Annotated in this window: 10 protein-coding genes; all 10 read right to left on the reverse strand. The window is 74.7% G+C overall.

Annotation, left to right across the window (positions count from 1 at the left end):
* Positions 1-50: 50 nt before the first annotated feature.
* Positions 51-752 (reverse strand): hypothetical protein, encoded by a 702-nt coding sequence (locus tag ACWPWV_RS02180; RefSeq protein WP_454041331.1) that lies wholly within the window; start codon positions 750-752, stop codon positions 51-53.
* Positions 749-2,506, reverse strand: a complete 1,758-nt coding sequence (locus ACWPWV_RS02185) for a protein kinase domain-containing protein (RefSeq protein ID WP_454041332.1) — start codon at positions 2,504-2,506, stop codon at positions 749-751. The genes ACWPWV_RS02180 and ACWPWV_RS02185 overlap by 4 nt, the downstream gene beginning before the upstream one ends.
* Positions 2,503-4,170: an FHA domain-containing protein gene (locus ACWPWV_RS02190; RefSeq protein WP_454041333.1), complete on the reverse strand. Its 1,668-nt coding sequence runs from the start codon at positions 4,168-4,170 to the stop codon at positions 2,503-2,505. Before ACWPWV_RS02190 ends, ACWPWV_RS02185 begins: the two co-directional genes overlap by 4 nt.
* 11 nt (positions 4,171-4,181) lie before the next feature.
* The gene (locus ACWPWV_RS02195) at positions 4,182-5,036 is read right to left on the reverse strand and encodes a PP2C family protein-serine/threonine phosphatase (protein WP_454041334.1); all 855 of its coding nucleotides are present in this window, start codon (positions 5,034-5,036) and stop codon (positions 4,182-4,184) included.
* Entirely contained in the window at positions 5,033-6,691 is a 1,659-nt protein-coding gene (locus tag ACWPWV_RS02200) for an RDD family protein (protein WP_454041335.1), read from the reverse strand. The genes ACWPWV_RS02195 and ACWPWV_RS02200 overlap by 4 nt, the downstream gene beginning before the upstream one ends.
* Complete coding sequence (locus ACWPWV_RS02205) at positions 6,688-9,204, reverse strand: transglutaminaseTgpA domain-containing protein (protein WP_454041336.1); 2,517 nt, start codon at positions 9,202-9,204, stop codon at positions 6,688-6,690. The genes ACWPWV_RS02200 and ACWPWV_RS02205 overlap by 4 nt, the downstream gene beginning before the upstream one ends.
* A complete protein-coding gene (locus tag ACWPWV_RS02210) occupies positions 9,204-10,496 on the reverse strand; it encodes a DUF58 domain-containing protein (RefSeq protein WP_454041337.1) in 1,293 nt (430 codons plus the stop codon). The genes ACWPWV_RS02205 and ACWPWV_RS02210 overlap by 1 nt, the downstream gene beginning before the upstream one ends.
* Positions 10,497-10,573: 77 nt before the next feature.
* Positions 10,574-11,548 (reverse strand): AAA family ATPase, encoded by a 975-nt coding sequence (locus tag ACWPWV_RS02215; RefSeq protein WP_454041338.1) that lies wholly within the window; start codon positions 11,546-11,548, stop codon positions 10,574-10,576.
* A gap of 43 nt (positions 11,549-11,591) precedes the next feature.
* Positions 11,592-17,609, reverse strand: coding sequence for an Ig-like domain-containing protein (locus ACWPWV_RS02220; RefSeq protein WP_454041339.1), 6,018 nt, complete (start codon positions 17,607-17,609; stop codon positions 11,592-11,594).
* Positions 17,610-18,002: 393 nt separating this feature from the next.
* The gene (locus tag ACWPWV_RS02225) at positions 18,003-19,007 is read right to left on the reverse strand and encodes a polyprenyl synthetase family protein (protein ID WP_454041340.1); all 1,005 of its coding nucleotides are present in this window, start codon (positions 19,005-19,007) and stop codon (positions 18,003-18,005) included.
* Positions 19,008-19,020: the final 13 nt, after the last annotated feature.

The raw sequence follows: 19,020 nt of genomic DNA on the forward strand, positions 1-19,020 counted from the left end.
TCCTCGGGGTGGTCCTGGGTCGTGGCCGCGCCGTGGCCGGCGCGACCCGGTCAGCCGTCGTCGGCCGTGTCGAGCAGGGGGAGGTCGGCCGACGTCACGAGACGGGACGCCACGGCGTACTCGACGAGCCGCGCGCGCCGGTTCGTCGCGAGCGCTCCCGGGCCGCCGCGCAGCCCCTTGACGCCGATCCGGTCGAGCTTGTCGCACACGTTGTCGAGCTTGCGGTTGAAGCGCGTCGTCGCCCAGCCGAGCCGCGCGGCCGCCGCGGCGGACGACGGGATCTCGGACAGTCCCGTGCCGTCGCGGCGCAGCATCGGCTCGGCGAGCGCGACGATGAGCTGCTTCTGGCTCGTCGTGAACGTGATCATGCCGATGGTGGTGGCGCCGGAGTCCGGGTCCTCCGAGCGGATCTCCTGGTACGGGGCGCCCTTCAGCTGCGCGAGGATCTCGTACGTCGTCGGGCCGGCGGTGAACACGATCGAGGTCGTCGGGAAGACGATGGGGAGCCGGTTGCCCGGCGAGAGCCACGACTGCACGCCGCCGCCGGCGTCGCACACCGTCGCCGAGATGAGCGACCCCACGTTGGCGAGCCACCAGATCCCGCTCTCGAACGACACCCGGAGGAACCGGCGGTGCAGGTACGGGTTGTCCTCGATCGACAGGTCGCCGTCGCGCCCGATCTCGAAGACGTCGCCGTCGTCCGCGGAGGGGCGGAACCACTCGCCGCAGAACTCGATCGCGAGCTCGCTCATCCCGCGGCCCCCTCGACGCACGCGGTCTGCGGGCTCGCGGAGGCCTTGCCGGCACGCTCCACGATCACCTCGATGCACACCTGCTCGCCGGGGTCCGCGCTGAGCTCGACGGTGTCCTGGTCGAAGACCTGCTGGTACTGCGCCTCCTCCACGAGGTCGAGCTTGCGCCACGCGAAGCCGTCGCCCTCCTGGGCGTCCGGGCTGTCGTACGCCCACGTGAAGACGGCGACCTGCCGTTCCGGGTCGTACGTGCCGGTGAGGTCGTTGACCGGCGGGACGAGCGCACCGAGGTTGTCCGACGGCACGGACGACTCCTCGCCCGTCGCGGTGGAGGGGTCGTCGTCGGGCTCGGGCGACCCGCCGCCCCGGGTCAGGGCGACGACGCCGACCCCGGCGAGCACCAGGACGCCCGCGCCGACGAGGACCGGCAGGAGGGCTCCGCGTCGCGCCTCCTGCTCCGGCGTGCCCGCCGCCTCCTCCTCGCCCGGCCCGACCGTCCGCTGCACGGTGTCCTCGACGGGGGCCGTGCCCCACGACGCGTGGGGAGCGGCACCTCCCGGCCGCAGGCGGGACGGGTCCGTGGCCTCGACGACGGGCGCGTAGGGACCGGCGGTCGGGTACGTGCCCGAGGTGCCCGACGGCGCGTAGCCGGTCGAGGAGCCCGTCGAGGTCGCCGTCGGGACGCCGGTCGGCCGGTCCGTCCACGTCGCGGGCGCGACGGACGCCGCGCGGGCGCCCGGCGCGGGCTGGAGCGGGGTGGTCGGGACCGTCGGCCCGCGCGTCGGCGTCGGCTGCGGCGCCTCACCCCGTGGGTCGATCGACACGACCTGGCGCAGGCGCGTCCCGGCGTCGTCGTCCGGCTCCTCCTCGTGCACGTGGCCCGAGTCGTCCAGGAGGTCGACCGGCGTGACCGCGTACGAGAGCTCGTTCTGGACCTGCTGCAGCGCCCGGGCGAAGGCGAGCATCGTCGGGTACCGGGACGCGGGGTTCTTGGCCATCGCCGTGTCGAGCACGCGCTCGAGCGACGCGGGCACGTCCGTGCGCCCCGTGCGCGGCAGCGGGGAGGTCTCGATCCGGGAGATGAGGTTCGCGCTGGAGTTCGAGCCGCCGGGCACCTCGAACGGCGAGCGACCGGCGAGCAGCGTGTAGGTCGTGGCCGCGAGCGCCCACACGTCCGTCGCGATGCCGCTGCGCGGCGGCTCCGCGAACGACTCCGGCGGGGACCACGGGATCGACATGCCCTCGGCGCGCGCGGCGTCGTCGACCGTCGACGAGATGCCGAAGTCCGTGAGCGCCGGGTGGCCGTACTCGGTGACGAGGATGTTCGCCGGCTTGATGTCGCGGTGGAGGATGCCCGCGCGGTGCGCGGTCTCCACGGCGCCCGCGATCTGGACCGCGGTGCGCAGGGCCTCCGCGACGGACAGCCGCTCCGTGCGGTAGCGGGCACCGAGGTTGGGCCGCGAGCAGTACTCCATCGCGAGGTACGGGCGGCCGTCGTCCGCGACGTCGGCCTCGTACATCGTGACGATCGACGGGTGCGTCGAGAGCGTCGCCATGAGGTCGGCCTCGGCGTCGAACGCCGCGCGCTGCGACGGGCTCGACCACTCCTGGAGCAGGACCTTCACCGCGACGCGGCGGCGCGGCCGCTGCTGCTGGTAGAGGAAGACGTCGGAGAACCCGCCCGACCCGATGAGCGAGACGTACTCGAAGCCCTGGATCTCCGGTGGTGGGGACGGCGCTCGCTTGGTGCTCACCAGATTCCCTCGAACGTCAGGGTCACGCCGTCCCCGAGGTCGACGACGTCGCCGTCGACGACCAGCACGGGCTCCGACGGGTGCAGCCGGCGCGGTGGCTGCCCGGCGCGCAGGAGCGTGGTGCCGTTCGTCGTCGCCATGTCGCTCACGAGCACGTGCCAGCCCTCGAGCGTGACCTCGAGGTGGGAGCGGGAGATGTCCTGCTGCGGGCTCGGCACGGTCACGAGCCGCGGGAGGTCGGCCGCCTGGGTGCGAGGCGTCCTGGGTCGACGTCCGACGACGACCCCCCGGTCGAGCTCGACCGTCTGGCCCGTGGAGACCAGCAGGCGGCCGAGCGGGGGGCGCACCGCGAGGGCGGCGTCGCCGTCGAGCGGACCGCCGCACACCGCGCACGTGTCGCGCGACGGCGGGTTGGTGTGCCCCTGCGCGCACGTGCGCGCGAGGATCCGCTGCTGACCCGAGACGGGCGGGGTCGTGAACGAGGGCGCCGCGGGCGGCGGAGGCGGGGCGTCGGTCCCGCCCGCTGCCGCGCGCAGGTCGGCGATGGCCGACGACAGGACGGTGTGCCCGTCGTGGTCGAGGCCGCCGCCGTGCTCCTGCCCCTCGGGCGTCGCCGGGTCGTCGGGGTCGACGGTCGCGGCGCGGTGCGCCGCCGCCGGGGTGGCACCCGTCCACTCGCGCGGGACGCCGGCGATGAGGCCGCCGACGAGCGACGGCTCGTCGGGTCCGGGTACGGGGGCGTCGTCGGCCGGTGGCGGCGGCGGGACGGCGGCGTCCGGCCCGGCGGACCCGGACGGCGATGGCGCGGGGGGCTCGGCCTGCTCCTCGTCGGCGTCGTCCTGCGCACGGACGGCCGCGTCCTCGACGGTGCGCAGCACCGTCGAGCCCCACAGGTGCGAGTAGTCGTCGGCCGGGGGGAACGGGTCCTCGGGCGGCGCCGGCGCGTCGGCCTCCGGCTCGCTCGCGTCGCCGGGCAGGTCGGGACGACCCGCGCCGTCGGGCTCGGGGGCCATCGTCTCCTCGGGCATCGCGATGGTCGCACCGAAGGCCCCGAGCGGCTCGGCCGGTGCCGTCGGCTCGGTCGCTGCGGACGGCGGCCCGACGCGAGGGGCGTCGTCGGACGGCCCGGCGCCAGGGACGACGACCGGGGTCGGCGCGAGGACCTCGGGAACCGACGGCACGTCCGGCTCGTCGGCGGCGGGACGCTCCGCGAGCTGCCACGCCACCGCGTCGGCGAGCACGACCGCGGACGCGAGGGGCCACGTCGCGCGGTCGCCGAGCAGCGGCCCGCCCGCTGCGGCGTCGGCCGGGGCGCTCCCCGTGCGCACGAGCACCTCGACGACGTCGTCCACGACGCGCTCGGACCAGGTGGTCACGTCGTCGCCGTCCACGTGGACGCGGTCACCGCCCTCGACCTCGAGCGTCACCGCGAGCGCGCCCCGCACGGCGACGTGGACGCGGCGGTCGGCCACGACGGCGACCGCGAACGGCGGGATGGTGCGCAGGCTCGAGCCGAACGCGCCGGTGAGCACCTGGAGGACCTCCACGACCCCCGGCGCGGCGCCGAGCTGGTCCCACACCTGGTCGACGAGGGACGGCTCGACGGGGGCGGGGAGCACCACGACGGCGCCACCCCGCACGAGCGCGCGTGCCTCTCCCGTCACGTAGCGCAGCGTCACGCCATGCCCCCCATCTGGAGTCGAGCCTCTCGCGGCAAGGTGTCCTCGTCGACCGTCGAGCCCGGCTCGGACGCCCGGTCGCGCGGCGCGGTGCTGCCGCCGCTCGTGTCGTCGGACACGCCCGTCGCGTCGACGACGACGACTGTGATGTTATCCCGGCCCCCGGCCACGATGGCCTCGTGCACGAGGCGCTCGGCGGCGCCCTGCGGGTCCGGGTTCTCGAGCAGGACCTCGGCGATGCGTTCGTCCGACAGCTCTCCCGTGAGGCCGTCGGAGCAGACGAGGATCCGGTCGTGCCGGTGGATCGGGAGGTACCAGAAGTCGGCCTGCGGCTCCCCGCGGGACCCCAGCGCCCGGGTCACGACGTGCCGGCGCGGGTGCGTGAGCGCCTCGCTCGGGGTGAGCAGCCCGGCGTCGACCATCTCCTGGACCTCCGAGTGGTCCACGCTGACCTGCTCCAGGCGGCCGCCGGACAGGTGGTACGTCCGCGAGTCCCCGACGTTGACCACGAGCCAGTACGGGTTGCCGTCCTGCTCGGCCACGGCGACGCCCGTCACCGTGGTCCCGGCACCCCGGCCGGGCTCGGTCGTGATCGCCCGGACGTTCTCCTGCGCCACGGCGAGGTGCGTGCGGACGTCGTCGGGCGTCACGACCTCGAGGTCGGCGAGCGGCCGGAGGGCGTCGACGGCCGTCGCGCTCGCGACCTCGCCGGCGTCGTGCCCGCCCATGCCGTCGGCCACGACGAAGACGGAGCGCGAGACGAGGAAGCGGTCCTCGTTGAGCAGGCGGCGGGCCCCGCGGTGCGAGGCGGCACCCCAGGCGAGGTGGACCTCGGTCTCCGGTGCCGTCATGCCGGACCCGGGTGCACGACGAGGCGACGGTCGCCCACGTGGATCGTCGCGCCGACCGGCACGCGGACGCGAGCGCCCGGCTCGGCGACGCGCGGCGCCGCGCCCGGGGCCGACACCACCGTCCCGTTGGTCGAGCCGCGGTCGCTCACCCACAGACCGTCCGGGTCGACGCCGAGCTCGACGTGCGTCTTCGACACCGACCGCGTCGGGTCCTCGACGGCGACGAGGATCCAGTCCTCGCCGTCTGCGGGCTGGGGGTTGCGCCCGACCAGCGCCGGACCGTCGACGACGCGTCGCTCGCCGGACTCGAGCTCGAGCACGACGGTCACGACCGGCGCGGGGTCCATCGTCCGGACGTCGCGGGCGCCCATGCGGGTGCTGTCCCACTCCGGGTCCTCGGGCTCCGCGACCGGGCTCGCGGACCTGCCGGCCGCGACCGGCACGTCGACCGGGACGGCGCCCTCCCACGGCGGCCGGGGTGTCTCGGCGGGTGCCTGCGCGGGGACGGGCCGGGGCGGCGCGGGCGCCGCGTGGTCGACCGGACCGGCCATCCCCGGGACGCCGGTGATCAGCCCGCCGCCACCGCTCGCGGGGGCCGGCGCCGACGACGGGAAGGCCCACGGGTCGGGCAGCGGTGCAGAGGCCTGCGCCGGCTGTGCCGTCGCCGGTCCCCCGGGGCGGGGCGGGGCCGGCGGTGCATACCCGGTCGACGGCGGCCCGGCCGGGTACGCGGGCGTCGGGGCAGGACCGTGTCCGGCGGTGGGCGCCGACGCGGGGGCGTACCCGGCCGCCGGTCCGTAGGCGCCGTGCGCCGGGTAGGCCGCCCCGGGCCGGTTTCCGCCGGCCGGCGGGACGAGCGACGCGACGCCCTCGGCGCCGTCGCGCGCCGGGGCGACGCCCCGGGCGTCGACGACGACGGCCTTCGCCGCCTTGTCCTGCCAGCCCTGGCGGCGGCCCGAGGAGTCGAACGCCGGGCTCAGGACGACGACGAGCTGGCCGACCCAGAAGACGATCGACCCGGCGCCGACGACGAGCCAGCGCAGGAACGCGCGCCCGAACCCGACCGGCGCGCGGGTGGCGGCGTCGAGCGTGCGGACCCCTGTCGCGAGGTTGCCCAGGGTCTTGCCCGTGGTGCCCTCCCAGAACCAGAGGCCGACCCACCACGCGATCGCGACCACGGCTGCGACGACGTAGACGCCGAGCAGCTTCCCGAGGAGCGCGGACGCCTCCTCCGCGCTCACGGTCTGCGTGCCGCCGAGGAGAGGGACGCCGACGACGGCCGTCCCGGCCAGGACCACGGCGAGCACGATGACGCCGATCGCGGCGGCGTCGACGAGGTACGCGAGGAACCGGCGGCCGACGCCCGCGTACGGCGCGGTCAGCAGCGTCGGCCCGCCGGACGACGGCGCACCCAGCACGGCCTTCTGCGTCGCCGTGTAGACCTCGGGCTCGGTCGTCGTGTCGGGCGTGGCTCCGCCCGTGGCGAACGGCGGGAGGCCGGGTCCGCCGGCGGCGGCCTGGCCTCCGCCCCGGGGACCCGCCACGTCGGAGGCGACCGGACGGCCGGTGCGCGGGAACGGCTGCCCGCACACCGCGCAGAACGCCGAGCCCGGGGACTGCGCGGAACCGCACGCGGCGCACGTCACGTCCGTCATGACTTCTCTCCCTGCTCCGTCGACGACCCCGTCGTCGGGTTCCTCGACGACGTCGTGGACCTCGTCGCGTCGCGCCGGAACCACGACGTCAGACGTCGCGTCCCGCCACGACCGGCGGACCGGGCCGCGCGCAGCGACCGGGTCGACAGCGCGGCGCGGATCCGGGCACGCCGGTTCACGGAGGAGCGTAGCCCGCCGACGACGCCGTCGACGTCCGCCCAGAACGCCTCGATCTCCCGCTCGGTCGGCTCTCCCACGCCGAAGACCGTCGCGTCGGCGCGGTGGGCGAGCGGGATCGTCGTCGTCGCGCCGAAGGTCTGCGCGATGACGCCCGCCCCCTCACGCCGGGTGGCGCCCGACGGCACCGGTGTCCCGAGGTCGGTCGCCGCGTCGACGACCTCTCGCCAGCCGCCGCTCACCCGGTCGACCGGGCGCTCGGCCGCGCGACGTCGGGCGCGGCGACGCGCCTTGGAGGCGAGGATCAGCACGATCGGCAGGGCCAGCAGGGCGAGCGGGATCGCCACCGCGACGGCGACGACCAGGACGGTGCCCCAGTCGAACCCGTCGCTGTCGGCCTTCTCCTTGTCCTCGTCGTCGACCTTGCCCGCCTCGGCCTCGGCGGGCTCCTCCGGCGGCTCCGGGTCCTCGAGGACCGGCGGCTTGGGGACCTGCAGGCTCTTCGGCTCGGGCTGGATCTTGTTGTCCTCGTCCGGGATCGCCACGATCGGCACCCACCCGTGCCCGACGAACGGCACCTCGGCCCACGCGTGGACGTCGGCTCCCGTCGCGGTGAACGGCTCCCCCGGCTCCAGCGGGTCCTTCTCGTCCGGGTAGAAGCCCATGACGACGCGTGCCGGGATCCCCGCCTGGTTCGCCATGAGGGCGAGCGCCACGGCGAACTGCTCGTCGTCGCCGACCATCTCCTCGTCCGCGAGCAGGGTGTCGATGCGCTCCGCCGAGTGGCCGGGCCGCGAGGGCGGCTGGTTGTCCAGGCCGCTCGAGAAGATGCCGCTCGCGACGAGCCCGTCGCGCAGCGCGAAGAGCTGGTCGACCGGGTCGGTCTCCTCGCCCATGAACTGCGCCCCCTTGCCGGCGAGCGCTGCGGGGAGCAGGCCCTTGGGCGTCGGCGGGACCTGGACCTGCTCGATCGCGCCGGCGCGCAGGTCCTCCTCGGTGGGCTCGGGCGACACGCGCGCGGTGACCGTGTAGGTGTCCCCCGGCTGCAGGCCGGCCGTCGTGAGCGCCGTCCCCGTCGTCGCGTTGTAGTAGGTGCCCTCGGCGAGCTCGCGCGCGCGGTCCCCGGTGTACGAGATGCCCGCGAGCGTGCCCGTCTCGGGGACCCAGACGCCCGAGTAGTCGCCGACCACGACGTCGAGGGTCGCCTCGGTGCCCGGGGCGACGGTCGCGATCTCCTCGCCGGCCCGGGTGTACACGCCCGACCCGGGCAGCCCGCTCGAGGCGTCGTAGACCACGCCGTTGTAGGCGTCGAGGGTCGCGAGCCGGACCTTCGTGCCCGCGGGGAGCCCGCGGACCGTGAAGAGCTCGGCCTCCTTCATGTCCTTGGCGTACTTCCGGAACGCCGTGAGGGGGCTGACGTACTCGTGGAGGTCGAGCGGGGGGACGACCGTCTCGCGCAGCACGGTGCGCGGCTCGTCGGGCAGCAGGACCGGTCCGCCGAACGCCGCGGCGACGCCGCCGACGGCCAGCATCGCGGCGCCCGCGCGCACGCGGTGCCACCAGAGGCGACGCGTCGCGGCCCTGCTCGCCTCCGTGGTCACCTGGTGCCCGCCGAGCCGTGCGGCGGTGACGCGCCAGCTCGCCCAGAGGAGCCCGACGACCCCGACCACGAGCCCCTGCGCCACGGGGTAGGCCGCGATGACCGTCCCCAGGAGGATCACGCCGACGAACGCCGTGACCAGCGGGACCAGGGCCCAGGCGGCGTGCTTCGCGCGCCACGCGACCGAGCCCGCGACGAGCCCGGTGACGAGCATCAGCAGGTACGGCACGACGGCGAGCTCGGGGAACGAGTGCAGCGGCGGGACCGTCGTCACGAACTCCTTCCAGCCCGTGACGGCACCGAGGAGCAGGTCCCGGACGGTGTCGAGCGACGGCAGGACGCCGCCGACCGCGTCGGCGGGCAGCGCCAGCACGCCGCCCAGCAGGACGTACGCCACGACCGCGACGGCGAGGACCGTCACGGCGGGCCAGCGCCGCCAGGCCCCGAGCCACGCGACGCCGAGGCCGACGACGGCTCCCCCGACGGCGGGCAGGAGGTAGCCGGTGGAGCCCCAGACGGGGGCGAACCCGACGACCGTCGCGCCGAGGACGACCGCGAGGGCGACGGCGTCGATCGCGCCCAGCGCCGTGAGCGCACGGGGCTTGCCCTCGCGGAGCCGGGTGGTGCCCCGGCGGGACGTGCCGGACGACGTGCCGGACGGTGCGCCGGACGGGGTGCCGGGCCGTCCCGTCGGTGCGCGGCGCGAGCCGCGGGTGGTGGTGCCGCTGGCGCTCATCAGTCGTTCAGCCTCCGCAGGGCGAGCGGGAGCTCGCCGAGCTCCCCGATCGTCAGGACCACGAGCTCGGCGATCGCGTGCCGGCTCAGCGACGCCCCCGGGACGCACTGGATCGCCATGACCCGCACGTCCTGGGGAAGTCGCGCCGACGCCGCGCGGAGCTCGGTCGGCGTCACGCGCGACCCCACGATGAACGCCACGACCGACGCGTCGGTGATCGTCAGGCCCGCGACGCGTGCGACGTCGACGAGCGACGCCCGCTGCGACCGGGACTCGACCCGCGCGAGGTCGTCGAGCAGCCTCGTGCGGTGGTCGCCGCGCAGGGAGCCGTCGTTGACGAGCACCGTGACCCCGCGGTCCTCCTTGATCGCCTGGAGCCCGAGGGACCCGCACGCGCTCACGGCGAGCTCGAACTCGTCGTCCGTCGCGTAGTCCTCGGCGCGCGTGGACAGGAGCACCGCGAGGTGCGAGCGCCGCGTCTCCTCGAACTGGCGCACCATGAGCTGGCCCGTGCGCGCCGTCGTCTTCCAGTGGATGTGGCGCCGGTCGTCGCCCGGCACGTAGTCCCGCAGCGCGTGGAACGAGACGTCCGAGTTCGAGATGTCCGTCGTGACGCGGCCCTCGAGGTCCTTGAGGAAGCCCGTCGACGACCCGGAGAGGTTCTTCACGCGCGGGTGGACGAACAGCTCCTCCGGCTCCGTCCACACGACCTCGCGCCGCAGGAGCGCGAGCGGGTCGGCACGCACCGAGCGGACCGGACCGACGGAGATCACCGACCGCCGGTGGGTCGGCACGGTGAAGATCTCCTCGTGGTTGGCGCCGGGCCGCAGGCGAGGGACGGGGAAGGTCGCCATGCCCTGGCCGACCGGGAGCTCCATGACCGAGGGGAGCAGCGGGCGCGACGAGTCGTTCTTCACGTCGAGCCGGCCCACCGCCCGGTCACCGACGGTCACGCGGCGCTGCGCCAGGTCCAGCACGACGGCGTAGCGGAAGCGTCCGAGCACGAAGACGACGGCCGCGAGCAGCGCGACCGTGAGGAGGATCGCCACGACGACCAGCTCGAGCCACGCGAAGCGCAGCCCGGCCCACCACGCGGCGACCGCGGCGACGACCGTCGCCCAGCCGAGCGGGCTCACGGCGGAGGTCACCGGCGCGAGCGGGGCGAGCGCCCGGCCGACCCCGGCGAGGGCGCGGGCCACCGCGTCCCGCAGGGGACGCAGGAGCCCCGCGAGCGCGGTCGACGGCGGGGTGCCGGCGGTGGCGCCGCGGGATCGGGGTCGTGAGGCGTTCATCGTCCTGCTCTCGGAACGGGTCCTGCGAGGTGGGTGGTGTCGTGCGGTCGGCGCCGTCGGCATGGCGGCGCGCCGGGTCAGGCGCTGCGGCGCTCCTGCGGCGCGGCGACGTCGGCGAGGAGGCGGCCGAGCACCGCCTCGGCGCTCGCCCCCGCGAACTCGGCCTCGGGGTCGAGGACGAAGCGGTGCGCCCAGACCGGCTGCGCGAGCTCCTTGACGTCGTCGGGCAGCACGTAGTTGCGGCCGTGCGCCGCCGCCCAGACCTTGGTGCAGCGCACGAGTGCGAGCGCGCCGCGGACCGAGACGCCGACGCGCACCTCGGGGGCGTTGCGCGTCTCCTCCGAGAGCCGGGAGATGTACTCGAGGACGGCGCCGTCGACGTGCACGCGCGCGCCGAGCTCGGCCATCTCGGTGACCGCCTGCGTCGTGATGAGCGGCTGCAGCGTCTTGCTGCGGTCGCGCACCGAGGCCCCGGAGAGGATCTCGACGGTCGAGGCGTGGTCGGGGTAGCCGATCGACGTCTTCATGAGGAAGCGGTCGAGCTGGGCCTCGGGCAGCCGGTAGGTGCCGGCCTGCTCGATGGGGTTCTGCGTCGCGATGACCATGAACGGGCGGCCCACCTCGTGGCCGACGCCGTCGACCGTGACCCGGCCCTCCTCCATGACCTCGAGGAGCGCCGACTGCGTCTTCGGCGACGCGCGGTTGATCTCGTCCGCGAGGACGATCGACGCGAAGATCGGGCCCGGGTGGAAGTCGAACTTGCCCGTCTTCTGGTCGTAGATCGTCACGCCCGTGACGTCGGAGGGCAGCAGGTCCGGCGTGAACTGGATGCGCTGCTGCGTGCCCTGGACGCTGGCCGCGATGGCACGCGCGAGCGACGTCTTGCCCGTGCCGGGGGCGTCCTCGAGGAGGACGTGGCCCTCGGAGAGCATGCACGTCAGCACGAGGCGCACCACGTGCGGCTTGCCCAGCACCGCCTGGCCGACGTTGCCGACGAGGCGGTCGAAGGTCTGAGCGAACCAGGCGGCCTGCTCGGGGGTCATGGTCGTCATAGGGGTTCCGTTCGCTGTCCGTGGAGCTGGCCTGGCGGGAGTGCTAGTACCAGGCCATGCGGTTGGTGTTGCCGATCGTCGTGTCGACCCAGACCTGCGTGCCGGGGCCACCCCACACGCACTGCTGGCCGCCGGAGTAGTTGCCGTTGCCGTCGGTCCGCAGGTTCCGGTACTGGGCGTCCTGGGTGTAGTTGCCGGAGCCGATCCGGTTGCCGCCCGCGTAGCACGTCGAGCGGAACGACGTGTTCGGCGGGCCGTCCTTGATCGTCAGGTACAGCTCGGCGCACGACGAGTGCTGGCAGTTGCCGGGCCAGTTGCCGTCGGGCAGCTTGTGGTTGCTGCCCTTGCTGACGGTGAACACCGGTTCGGGCTTCTTGTCGGACGTCGCCTCGCGGCACGTCTGCTGCGAGGTGCCCTCGGTCGGCGTGACGGTGACGCAGATCCGGCGCGTGTCGGAGTAGCCGACGTTCAACGTCCCCGACCCGTCCTTGCTGGAGGAGCTCACCGCTCCGGTGACCGAGGTGGAGTACGGGCGGCCGTTCCCCGCCGTCGACCAGGCGTAGGTGATCGACTGGTTGCCGCCGTTCATCGTCAGGCTCGGCGCGGGGATGGGCCCGTACGGCGACTCGCGGTTGGCCGTCGCCGCGGGACCGGGCTCGGTGGTGGGGCCGACCCCGGCCACCGCGCGGACCGCGATGTCGTAGTTCTGCCCGTTGGTCAGCCCGCCGACCACCTTGTTGGCGCCGAGGTTCTGCCAGCCACCGCCGGCGTTGTACTGGTACGTGATCTCCTCGGGCCTGACACCGTTGCCCGACGCCGCCCCGAACGCGAGCTGGATCTGCCCGTTCGCGCCGTTCGCGTCCGCGCTCAGACCCGACACGGTGCCCGGCGTCGCGAAGGCGCGGACGGCCGCGGAGGCGGGCGAGAACTCGGCGTCGCCGAACTTGTCCGTGGCCTTGTTGTGCGCCCGTACCCGGAACGTGTAGTCGGTGGTCGAGGCCGGGACGGGGACCGTGGCGCTGGTCGCGCCGCCGCCCGCGGTGACGGTCCTGGCGACGGTACCGCCCTGCAGGGCCTCGACGGTGTAGCTGGTGATCGGGCCCCCGTTGTCGTGCGGCGGGGTCCAGGAGACCGTCATCTGCACCTCGTCGCCGAGCCCGCCGCGCGAGACGTTCGGCGTGGCCGGCGCCGCCGGCTTGCCGGCCGGGATCTCCGGTGCCGAGGTCTCGCCCCACTCCGAGGGGTCGGGCGCGGCGTTCTCGGCCTGGACCTGGACCGTGTACGGGGTGCCGTTCGTCAGCCCTTCCCAGGTGGTGGTGGTCTCGGTCAGGCACGTCTTGTCGGTCGCGCCGCCGGCGGGGGCCGGGGAGATGCGCAGGTTGACGCACTCGATCGGGGACCGGTCGGTGTAGGTCGCGTTCTTCCACGTGACGGTGAGGGACCCGTCGCCGAACTCGAGGGTGGGTGCGGCGGGCGGGTCGGGCTTCTCGTTCGGGCGCGCGACGGCCGAGGGCGGGGACGCGGGGCCGTCGCCGACGGCGTTCGTCGCGAGCACGGTGAACGTGTACTCGACGTCGTTGGTCAGCCCGTCCAGGGTGCAGGTCGTGGTGCCGCACGCCTTCTCGTACCCGTTCTGGGACCGCACGGTGTAGCCGGTGATGTCCGCGCCGTTGTTGTTCGGCGGGTCCCAGGACAGCACGACCGTCTTGGAGCGGACCTCCTCGACCTGCGGGGTGGGCGGTGCCTCGGGCTTGCCGAGCACGGTGAGCTGGACACGGCCCTCGACCTCCCGGTCGGGGTCCTGCGTCGCGTCCTGGACCCGGTAGCGCACGACCATGACCCCGACGAAGTCGTCCCGGGGCGTCACGGACACCCGGTCGCCCGCGAGCGACACCGTGCCCTGCCCGGTCTCGATGACGGCGTCGAGGAGCGTGAGCGGCGTCTCGGGGAAGGGGTTGGAGTCGTTCGCCAGCACCGGCACGACCGTCTCCTTGCCCTGGTGGGCGTCGGCGACCGCGTCGTCGTTCGCCCGGGCCAGCGGCCGCGTCGACGCGACCACGGTCAGCGTCGCGGAGCCCTCGACCGGCGGGTGCTCGCCGTCGGTCACGGTGATCGGTACCCGCACGACCGTGCCCTTGGGCACGTCGGGCGTGGCCTGGGCGCGGAGCGTCGAGCCCTCCATGGACAGGGTCACGCCCTGCGCCTGCCCGCTGCTCCGGAAGGTCAGCGGGTCGCCGTCGGGGTCCTCGGCGAAGCGCGCCAGGTCGACGGCCGCGTCCTCCCCCGCCGCGACGTCGAGCGTCGGCGAGCCGACGAGCTCGGGCGGGAGGTTCTCCGGCGGCAGCACGCTGATGGGCAGCGTGAGCAGCGCGGTGCTGCCGTCCGGGTCGTCCGGGCCCGAGCCGTCGGTGACCTCGAACGTCACGGCAGCGGGACCGACGTAGCCGGCGGTCGACGTGTACGTGATCTCCGTCGTGCTCGTCACCTGGCGCGACCCCTCGAGCGCCGTGACCTTGTCCTCGACGGTCAGCCGCGGCGTGCGGCCCTCGACGACGAGCACGTGGTCGGTGATGTCGATCTCGAGCGGTTCCCCGCTGTTGACCTCGAGCGGGGCGATGCCCGGGCGGAGGGTCGGGGCCTGGTCCATGAGACCGGGCACCTTGACGAACGCCTTGGCGGTCAGGCCGTCGGGGTCGGTCGCCGTGTACGTCACGACCTGGCGCCGCTCGGTCAGGGTGACCTCGAGCTCGTTGCCGTCGGTCACCGCGACGGTCTCCCCCTCGGCGGCGACGGTCAGCTCGGACGCGGCACCGTCGGGGTCGTCGTCGTTCTCCAGCACCGGGACGGTGACCGTGGTCTTGCCCAGGATGTCCTCCACCGCCACGGTGTCGTCGCGCGCGACGGGCGGCTGGAGCGGGGCGTCGGCGGCGACGTTCACGGTGATCGCACCGGTGGCCCGCGCGCCGTAGGTGTCCTGGATGCCGTAGTAGAACGTGTACGAGCCGTCCTCGGCGGGCGTCGTGACGACCACGCGGTCGGCGACGACCTCGGCGTCCATGCCGTGCTCGTCCTCGACCGCGGACGGGACGAGCGCGACCTGGTCCCCGTCGGGGTCGGTGTCGTTGACCAGCGCGGCGACGGCGACCGTGCGTCCGGGTCGCACCGTCACCTCGTCGTCGACGGCGACCGGCGGCTGGTTCGTCTCGCCCGGCGCCGAGATGCCCACGCGCACGGAGCCCGTCGCCACCGCGCCCCGGGCGTCGAGCACCGAGTACGTGAACGAGTCGAGCCCGACGGAGTTCTTGGACGCCGCGTACTCCACGACGCCGTCGACGACGCGGGCGGTCCCCTTCGACGCCGGCGACGCGATGCCGGTCACCTGGACGGAGTCGCCGTCGGGGTCGATGCCGTGCACCGGGATGTCGATGCGCACCGACGCGCCGGACAGCACGCGGGCCTCGACCTCGCGCGGCTGCGGCGGCGCGTTGTCCTCGCCGTCGCGGATGCGGATGGTGACCTGGGCGGAGTCCTCCTGCCCGTTGGCGTCGCGCACGCGGTAGATCGCGTACGCGGTGCCCGCCTCCGAGCCGGCCTTGAACCGCAGCGTGTCCTCCGACACGAACGACTCGCCCAGCGCCGGGTCGGCGCCCTGCTCCAGCTCGGGCTGCAGGAACAGCTCCAGCCCGTCGGGGTGCGTGTCGTTCTTCAGCACCGGGACCGTCACGACGTCGCCCGCGTGCACCGTGACCTCGTCCGCCGCCGCGTTCGGCGGCTGCAGGCGGGTGGGCGCGGGGACGGGGACGACGCGCACCTGTCCGGTCGAGGTCTCGGTCCCGTTCGACGCCGTGTACTCGATCGTCACGGGGCCGTCGAGCCGGCGGATCTCGGTGATCCGGAGCATCTGGTGGGCGAGCACGGCGACCGACACGCCCGCGTCGGCCGGCACGCGCACCGACTGCACGACGAGCACCCCGCCGGCCGGGTCGGTGTCGTTGGCGAGCACGTCCACGAGCGTCTTGCCGCCCGTGGGCAGCAGCGCGGTGTCGGCGACGACGACCGGTGCGCCCTCCGCGGCCGACGGCGGGAGGACGTCGACCCGGACGAGCCCGGTCGTGGCGTCCGGACCGTCGGTCACCTGGTACGTCAGGTCGTAGGAGCGCGGCTCGTTCGAGAAGAACGTGAACGTCCCGGCGTCGTAGTTGGGCGTGATCTCGGCCGGTGCGGACTCCGAGACCGACGCGAGGCGCAGCTCGTCGCCGTTCGGGTCGGAGTCGTTGCGCAGCGGCTCGACGGTGACCGGCTGGCCGGCCGGGACGACGACGTGGTCGTTGACGGCGATCGGGGGCTGCGCCCCCGGGACGACGTCGACGAGCAGCTTGCCCTCGGCGATGCCGCCGAGGCCGTCGGCCACCGCGAGCGTGACGATCTTGCGCCCGGTCGAGCCCCCGGCGTCGCGGAACTCGACGGTGCCGTCCGGGCGCGAGCGCACGTCGTCGCCCGCCGACGTCGCCGCCGCGGAGGCCAGGTAGAGGTCGTCCCCGTCGGGGTCGCGGAAGAACGGGAGCACCTTGATCGTCGCGGTCCCGCCCTGCGCGACCTTGAGCACGGGGTCGCCCGTCGACTCGGGGATCCCGTTCTCGCTCCACGGCGAGATCTTCAGCGAGACCCCGGCCTCGGCGACGCCGCCCCGGCCGTCGGACACCGAGTACCGGAAGCCCTGCGTCCCCTCCGCGTCCTCGGGCACGACCGCCTGGAGCGCCGCGCCCCCGAGGATCTGCTGCACCGTGGCGTTGGCCGGGGACTCCCCGACCAGCGAGGCCGTCATGACGTCGCCGTCGGGGTCGACGTCGTTGGCGAGCACCGGCAGGATGGTCGTGCGCCCGGGGCGGGCCCCGAGCACGTCGTCCTTCGGCTGCGGCGGCTTGTTCGGCTGCGACCGGTCCGCGATGAACTGGTCCACCTGCTCGGGGTTGGTCAGCTCGGCGTCGGACTCCTCGCCCTCGGCCTCCTCCGGGAGCTGCACGTCCCAGTCGTCGACCTTCTCGTACTCGTCCGCCGCCATCCACAGCGTCCCGGCCGCCAGGTCGTTGAGCACCACGACGTGCCGGTTCACCCGGTACTCCAGGCGCGCCTGCGGGTCCACACCCTCGAGCCGCTTGTCCACGTCGTCGTCCGGACCCGCACAGTCCCGGATCACCTGCGCCGTCGAGCCCCACACCCCGTAGGTGCAGCCGTCGAGCTGCACCGGGGCGGACGGCACGCCGTCGGCGCGCCGGACCTGCGCGTCCCCGCCGCCGAGCGGCTGGGTGACCAGGCCGGTCGACGTCGCGACCACGACGTCGTCCGACGCGGCGGACGGCTGCTGCAGCTGGGCTCCGTCCGCGCCGTCGAGCGCGACCGCCTTCTCGCCGGGAAGGATCAGCTGCCCGCCCGACCGGTCGAGGACGACGGGCTGGTCACCGACGGCGGTCACCGCCACGTCCGCGCCGGTGCTCACGGGCAGGGCGGACTGCTCGGGCTCCTCGGGCGTCCCCCTCGACGTCGTGCCCACCGTCCACAACGTCCCCGTCGACGGGACCGCGACGAACACCGTGCCCTCGCGCGAGACCGCCAGCGCACCGTCACCGTCCAGCTCGGCGACCGGCTCCGTCTCCTCCGGGTCGAACGCCGTCGCACCGTCGAACGGCAGCACCCACAGCAGGCCCTCCTCACCGTCGAGCACCGCCGTCGCCGCACCTCCCGACGCCACCTGCGCCCCCGCCGGCAACCGCACCTGCCCGTCCAGCGTCAGGTGCGCCACCTCGACCGGCGACGCCGTGCTCGTCCCGTCGTCGTCCAGCAGCACCCGACCCTCGTCCTGCTGCACGTCGAACGACGCCGACCCCGCCACCAGCACGCCGTCGATCGCCTGCGACGCGTAGTTGAACCGACCCAGCTGCCCGGACGACGTCTTCGTCACCCACACACCCGAGTCGTTCAGCTCCACGTCCGCCGTCGCCTCGCCCTCGTAGAGCCAGGCCAGCCCGACGAGCGCCGTCGAGAACACCGACACCGTCGTCACCGAGGCCACGGTGCGTCGGTTGTCGTTCAGGCGCGCCAGGAAGCCCACGTGTCCTCCGAGAGTCGGGTCGGTGACGACCGGTTCCGTCGTGTCCCCCGTCGCTCCGTGTCGCCGGGCCCCGCACCGATCGCGCACATGAGAATAGCGTCCTCGGGTGTCGGGCTCGTCACTGTTCCATGGGGAGAAGTCCCCCGTCCCGGACCGGTTCGCCGTGCGACGCTCGGGCCGCCGGCCGGGTCCGCCGGTCCTCCCGGCGACAACTCCGCAGGTCATCGATGCCTTCAGCAACGGCCTGCGGTCCGGGAGCGTCCGGTCCACCGATGTCGGGGGCGCACCGCGATCTCACCCGCTCGACGGGCCGGGGGCGGGCGGTGGCGCTCCCGGCACGGACCGTCAGGCGGCGCGGTCCGCGAGCGCCTCGGCGAAGGACCGGAGCGCGTCGATGACGGGCCCGTCCGGAAGACCGTCGAGCTCGCCCGCCGCGTCACGGGCCCATCGCACGGCCAGCGCGCGCGTCTCCGCGACCACCTCGTGCCGGCGCAGGGCGGCCACGGCGTCGGCGAGCGCGGCGTCGTCGGACAGGTCGGAGTCGAGGAGCTCGACGAGCGCGACGTCCGCGGCGTCGGCCGAGCCGTCCGCGACCCGGGCGCGGAGCAGGAGGACGGGCATCGTCGGGACCTTCTCGCGCAGGTCGGTGCCGGGCGTCTTGCCCGACTCGTCGCCGGTCGAGGCGAGGTCGAGCACGTCGTCGGCGAGCTGGAACGCGACGCCGAGCCGCTCGCCGTAGGCCGCGACGGTGTCGACCGTGCGGGCGTCGCACCCGGCGAACATCGAGCCGAGCCGGGCCGACGTGGACAGGAGCGAGGCCGTCTTGTCCGCGAGCACCTGGAGGTAGTGCGCGACGGGGTCCTCCCCCTCCCCCGGGCCGACCGTCTCGTGCAGCTGGCCGAGGCACAGGCGCTCGAACGTGCGCGCCTGGATGAGCACGGCCTCGGGCCCGAGCGCCGCGACCGTCGACGCCGCGCGCGCGAACAGCAGGTCGCCGACCATGATCGCCACCGAGTTGCCGAAGACCGCGTGCGCCGCCGGTGCCCCGCGCCGCACGGCGGCGGAGTCCATGACGTCGTCGTGGTAGAGCGACGCGAGGTGCGTGAGCTCCACGACGACGGCCGCCTCCACCACCTCGGACCGGTCCCCGTCGCCGAGCTCCGCCGCGAGCAGCGTGAGCAGCGGGCGCAGCCGCTTGCCCCCCGCGTTGACGAGGTGGCGCGACGCCGTGTCGGCGAGCGGGTCGGCGTGTGCGACGGCGTCCCGCAGCCTGGTCTCCACGCCCGCGAGCCGCTGCGTGAGCAGGGCGGCGAGCTCCGGGTCGGAGATCGGGATGGCGGTGGTCGTCACGGGGGTCGTCCGT

It is taken from the genome of Cellulosimicrobium sp. Marseille-Q8652 (assembly GCF_965112045.1).

What these genes read in the sequence shown, in the direction of transcription:
- ACWPWV_RS02180 (WP_454041331.1), bottom strand. Translation starts at nt 752, where the DNA reads ATGAGCGAGCTCGCGATCGAGTTCTGCGGCGAGTGGTTCCGCCCCTCC.
- ACWPWV_RS02195 (WP_454041334.1), bottom strand. Translation starts at nt 5,036, where the DNA reads ATGACGGCACCGGAGACCGAGGTCCACCTCGCCTGGGGTGCCGCCTCG.
- ACWPWV_RS02200 (WP_454041335.1), bottom strand. Translation starts at nt 6,691, where the DNA reads ATGACGGACGTGACGTGCGCCGCGTGCGGTTCCGCGCAGTCCCCGGGC.
- ACWPWV_RS02205 (WP_454041336.1), bottom strand. Translation starts at nt 9,204, where the DNA reads ATGAGCGCCAGCGGCACCACCACCCGCGGCTCGCGCCGCGCACCGACG.
- ACWPWV_RS02210 (WP_454041337.1), bottom strand. Translation starts at nt 10,496, where the DNA reads ATGAACGCCTCACGACCCCGATCCCGCGGCGCCACCGCCGGCACCCCG.
- ACWPWV_RS02215 (WP_454041338.1), bottom strand. Translation starts at nt 11,548, where the DNA reads ATGACGACCATGACCCCCGAGCAGGCCGCCTGGTTCGCTCAGACCTTC.